A 4,803-nucleotide genomic window follows, 5' to 3' on the forward strand; every position below is an offset into this window, starting at 1 on the left:
GAACACATAAAATAGGCAAGATCCAGTGAGAAGCAACACCTGAATTAAGTTCGATTCATCCGTGAACGGTGATTCCATATATTAATCGTCATCCCCCCTTGAACATCCGGTTTTGAACTTGGGTTTCATGGAACTTTAGACGTTACCAATATTTTACTTAAATTCATTATACCGGGCTAACTAAAAATCGACTACAGCAGAAACTCGTCTAACATTAGCTTCACCGATTGCGCCAGCACCAAATAACACGATTTCATTGTGCATTTTAATCTGACCTCCGCTGATTATTTTGCTTACGAGCATCATATTATCAGCGTGGCGCGGTTGAACCCATTCTAATTTATCGACTAAGTTTAACTGATCAATCGATAAATCATTTCCGTACGATCATTATTCTAAACCCTAGTCTGCACACTAGGGCAAGAACTTTTTTTAATATCAGCTACAATATTTTATTTACAAAATAATTAGTAGCCATATAGTATAGTTGTTTCGCTATTTTTATTAGCTTGGAAACAAGGCCATCAAGCACTACCAATAAACGACGTTATTTTAATATACGACCACGCCTAGAGATGATATGCTGGTCAAGTAACAAGAAACGTTTGCCACAATACTTACCCGTGTGAAAGGATAACTGTTATGCAAATTATTAGAATAGATACCGCCCAGCGTGACCTGCGTCTAGACGTTAGTGCAATTTTTGTGGAAGGATTCTATCAATGGCTGAAGTTTTTTTCCAAAGATAAGGCTAAATTGACGCGTACCTTCAGTCATGCTTTCAATCCAAAGGTTTTTTTTGCCGCAATAGAAGCTGATACAGTATTAGGTTTTGCTGCCTGTACCAATGATGCCGTGCCGTCGATCAAATTAGTGCAGCACGAATTTCGGCGCCACTTAGGCTTTATTAAGGGAACAATTGCTTATCGTATTCTTAAAAATGAGTTTGAAGATAAGCCCTACCCCTTCAAAATGCAAGCTGGTATGGGGGCAGTGGAATTCGTTGCGACGGCCAGTCAATATCGCGGCCGCGGAGTAGCCACACAAATCATCCAGTACATCCATGAAAATACGCCTTTTAAAACTTATGTACTGGAAGTGGCGGATACGAATACCAACGCCGTACAGTTATACGAAAAACTTGGCTATCAAGTCTTTAAACGTGTACCAGAACCACACCATAAACGTAGCGGCTTTAATTTTTATTTATACATGCAATATAAGAAACAACAATAAACAATTACCATAGAGGCAACCGCTAAAAAAAGCAGGTTGTCTATTTTAGTACTCACAAAGATTTATTCTAGCTCGTGAATTATCCCACCGATGAGCGCAATAAATAATTTTACATTTATTTTGCTAATTCCTGTAAAAACAATTGCTTTATTGTAAAAAATATAATATGATTGTCCCAACAACTTACAAAAAGTAAGCAAAAAGTGAATGGAGGCATACAAGCCATGGTAGACGTTAATAAATTAGAATTCGGTATTGAAACTTTCGGTGATATTATTGCTAACGAAGATGGTAGCTTAAAATCAGCAGCAGAATCGATCCGCCAAATTATTCATGAAGGTGAAGTGGCCGATCAATATGGTATCGACGTGATCGGTGTTGGTGAGCATCATCGCCCTGATTACAGCGTATCTAGTCCGGAAACAGTTTTAGCAGCCATCGCAGCAGTCACTAAGAACATTAAATTAGCCACTGCCGTAACGGTGTTGAGCTCCGATGATCCAGTTCGCGTTTATGAACGTTTTGCCACACTTGATGGTTTGTCCGCCGGTCGTGCGCAAATTATGCTCGGTCGCGGATCATTTACTGAATCATTTCCGCTGTTTGGCTATGATCTAATCGATTACGACGATTTATTCAATGAAAAATTAGAATTATATGATCTGTTACGCAAGGAAAAACCTGTCACTTGGTCAGGCAAATTCCGGGCTTCATTAAAAGATCAAGAAGTTTATCCAAAAACTGAGCATGGCGAATTGGAAACTTATATCGGTATTGGTGGCTCACCGGAATCAATTGTCCGCGCCGCACGTTTCGGCTACAAAGTGATCCTCGCCATTATCGGCGGCCAAGCTGATCGATTCAAGCCTTATATCGATCTCTATCACGAAGCAGCTAAAGAACTTAATATGCCTGAATATCCAGTTGCGGTCCATTCCCATGGCTTTATCGCGGACGATGAAGATGAGGCGATCGAAGTTGCTTTTAAGAACATCAAAGCGAATTTTGATCGCATTGGTTTAACTCGTGGCTGGGCCCCAATGAGTCGCGAACAATTTGACAATGAAACTAAGGTCGGCTCATTTTATGTCGGCGATCCCGAAACGGTTGCGCAACGAATCGCACGGACGATCGATTTGCTGGACCTCGGTCGCTTTGATTTAGTTTATGGTGCCGGCAACCAAACCGCAGCACAACGGGAAAGAATGATCGAGCTTTTTGCTACTAAAGTCATCCCCCGCGTCAAGGAAATCTTGCTTGAAAAGGAGGCGGCGAAATAATGACAATTAAACGCGTAGGTATTTTAGGCGCCGGTAAAGTTGGTATTGTCCTTGCTGGCCTTGCTTTAGATGCTGGCTACGAAGTTCGGATTTCCGGCTCCGGTTCAGTTAAGAAAATTGATTTGATCATCAAGACATTAGTCCCCGGCGCTATTGCTTCAGAAAATAGCGAAGTCGTTGCTAACAGCGACATCATTATTTTAGCGATTCCACTAAGCCGGTATAAAAACATCGATGCTGCCCTGCTTAAGGATAAATTGGTTATCGACGCCACAAATTATTGGTGGGAAACTGATGGTATCCGCGAAGAAGTTTTAGCACCTGATTCAACTTCCAGCGAACAAGTTCAAGCCTATTTTAAAGACAGCACACTTGTCAAAGCTTTCAATCATATGGGTTATCATAATTTGCAAGAAGAAACTCATCCTAAAGGCGATCCGAAACGCAAAGCTTTGTTCGTCACTGGTGATGATCGTACCGCCGTTGATCAAGTTGCAGCTTTCGTTGATACAATGGGCTTTGATCAAGTTATCCATTATGATATTGCTGACGGGATCATGACTGAACCTGGTAGCCCGTTATTTGGCGCCAGCCTAAACTATAAAGATTTGAAGCGCGTGATCGACCACTTTGATCAAACTGAATTTGGTCAAAAGGTTGCCGCATCAAAGATAAAGTAAGCACTAATTAAAAACACTGCCCGAATTTTTCTAATAAATTCGGGCAGTGTTTTTTGATCTAATAAACTGAGTGACTGATGTGACACATAGTAGTAAATAAAATCACTTTATTTGCGCCGTCGTTGCGGCACAAACCCTATGACTAGCAAAATTAGACCAGGCACCCAAAACACAGTATTTTGTTGCATCAATCCGTATATCAAGCCAATTACGCCGGCTATTAACTGAATATAATTCGCTTTTGTCATATATTTCATCCTGAACACTCCTAATCAGCTAGAATATCCTGATACAACAGCGCACCTAGTTTATTCATCGCCGTGACTTGCTGACTTTCAACGCCATTTTGTGCTAAAACGACAACTACGAATGCCCCTTTTTCATTTTTGATGATTGCCGCATCATTTTGAACGCCATAGTCAGGATATTCGCCGGTTTTATTATAGACTGTTGTTCCGGCTGGTAGTGACTGCGGTAATTTTGAATGATTTTTAGTCGTTGCTAGGATTCCTAGCATAGCATCATCAGCAGGCTTAGAAATCAATTGGTGCTTATATAGTTTGGTCAATAAATTCCCAATATCCTGAACCGTGGTTAAATTATCTTTACCGGCAGCTAATGTCTGTGTATCCAACATTTTACGTTGCAGCTGAGTGTCTTTAGCACCAAGTTGCGCGGCCACTTGATTAACCACATTGAGGCCACCTAGTTTATCGATCACAATATTTGTAGCGGTATTATCACTATCCTGGATCATCCGTGTTAATAGATCCTGATAGGAAAGCTGGGTCCCCACCGCCATATTTTGTACCAAGCCCGTGCCACCAACGATTTCTGCGGAACTTAAAGTATGCAGCTCGCTTAAATTTAATTGTCCACGATTCACTTGTGAATAAGCCGCCGCCAAAATAAATAACTTGATACTACTGGCGGCGCGCTGCTGCTGATTATCGATGACGACTTGTTGTGAGCCAGTTGTCGGGGCAACATAAACTGAAGTTAGCCCTGAGATCGTGCCAACTGTTGTTTGAATATCGGTTTTAATTTTATCCGCATTAAAATTTGCTTGCGCGGATACGCTAGAACCCTTGCTCTTCACATTAGTAACGGCTGAACTCGATGCAGATTTTCTAACAACTATTTTGTTAGGATTAGCCTTGGTACTTCTAACCGGCTTGGGTGCCGTGCTGTGTGCAGCTGTAAAAAAAGTAAAATAAACACTGATCGCCAGCACTATAACGATGGCGCCACCAATAAATAGCGGCAATTTCGATTTAGTTTTAGTTATAGCCGCTGATTTAGTAGCGCTAAGCGGCTTTTGACATTGTTCACAAAAAAACGCAGACGCTGGATTCTCAGCACCACAAAATGGACATTTTTTCATACTTGCTTCCTCCCCCTCACCCTTTTTGATCACAACTCTGTCACTACCAAAAATTGACCAACTCCAATTAACTATCTGGGCCTAGAATAAAAAGTGTACAAGTTAAATAGAGACTCTGATTTAGTATAATTAAGGAAGTAAATTGGAGGATCAAATAATGACGAAGCACAGTTATGACAAGGAATTTAAGGAACAGGCCGTTCAGTATTACTTAGATAACAAG

At 41.0% G+C, this 4,803-nt stretch carries 6 protein-coding genes; 3 read left to right on the forward strand and 3 right to left on the reverse strand.

Annotated elements, in window-relative coordinates; translation table 11 throughout:
* Positions 1 to 180: 180 nt before the first annotated feature.
* Positions 181 to 306: a hypothetical protein gene (locus EKM76_RS13815; protein WP_263853697.1), complete on the reverse strand. Its 126-nt coding sequence runs from the start codon at positions 304 to 306 to the stop codon at positions 181 to 183.
* Between the two features lie 336 nt (positions 307 to 642).
* Here EKM76_RS13815 and EKM76_RS12735 point away from each other — a divergent pair, with 336 nt between their 5' ends.
* From EKM76_RS12735 to EKM76_RS12745, 3 genes are all read left to right on the forward strand, one after another.
* The gene (locus EKM76_RS12735; RefSeq protein ID WP_125550950.1) at positions 643 to 1,236 is read left to right on the forward strand and encodes a GNAT family N-acetyltransferase; all 594 of its coding nucleotides are present in this window, start codon (positions 643 to 645) and stop codon (positions 1,234 to 1,236) included.
* Positions 1,237 to 1,460: 224 nt separating this feature from the next.
* On the forward strand, positions 1,461 to 2,516 hold the full coding sequence (locus tag EKM76_RS12740) for an LLM class flavin-dependent oxidoreductase (RefSeq protein WP_125550951.1): 1,056 nt from the start codon (positions 1,461 to 1,463) through the stop codon (positions 2,514 to 2,516).
* Entirely contained in the window at positions 2,513 to 3,196 is a 684-nt protein-coding gene (locus EKM76_RS12745; RefSeq protein ID WP_125550952.1) for an NADPH-dependent F420 reductase, read from the forward strand. Before EKM76_RS12740 ends, EKM76_RS12745 begins: the two co-directional genes overlap by 4 nt.
* Positions 3,197 to 3,303: 107 nt before the next feature.
* Here EKM76_RS12745 and EKM76_RS13515 read toward each other — a convergent pair whose 3' ends face one another.
* A complete protein-coding gene (locus EKM76_RS13515) occupies positions 3,304 to 3,453 on the reverse strand; it encodes a hypothetical protein (RefSeq protein WP_164507660.1) in 150 nt (49 codons plus the stop codon).
* 11 nt (positions 3,454 to 3,464) lie between these two features.
* On the reverse strand, positions 3,465 to 4,580 hold the full coding sequence (locus EKM76_RS12750) for a serine hydrolase (protein ID WP_125550953.1): 1,116 nt from the start codon (positions 4,578 to 4,580) through the stop codon (positions 3,465 to 3,467).
* Positions 4,581 to 4,803 lie beyond the last annotated feature (223 nt).

The organism is Loigolactobacillus zhaoyuanensis, assembly GCF_003946385.1.
GTDB lineage: Bacteria > Bacillota > Bacilli > Lactobacillales > Lactobacillaceae > Loigolactobacillus > Loigolactobacillus zhaoyuanensis.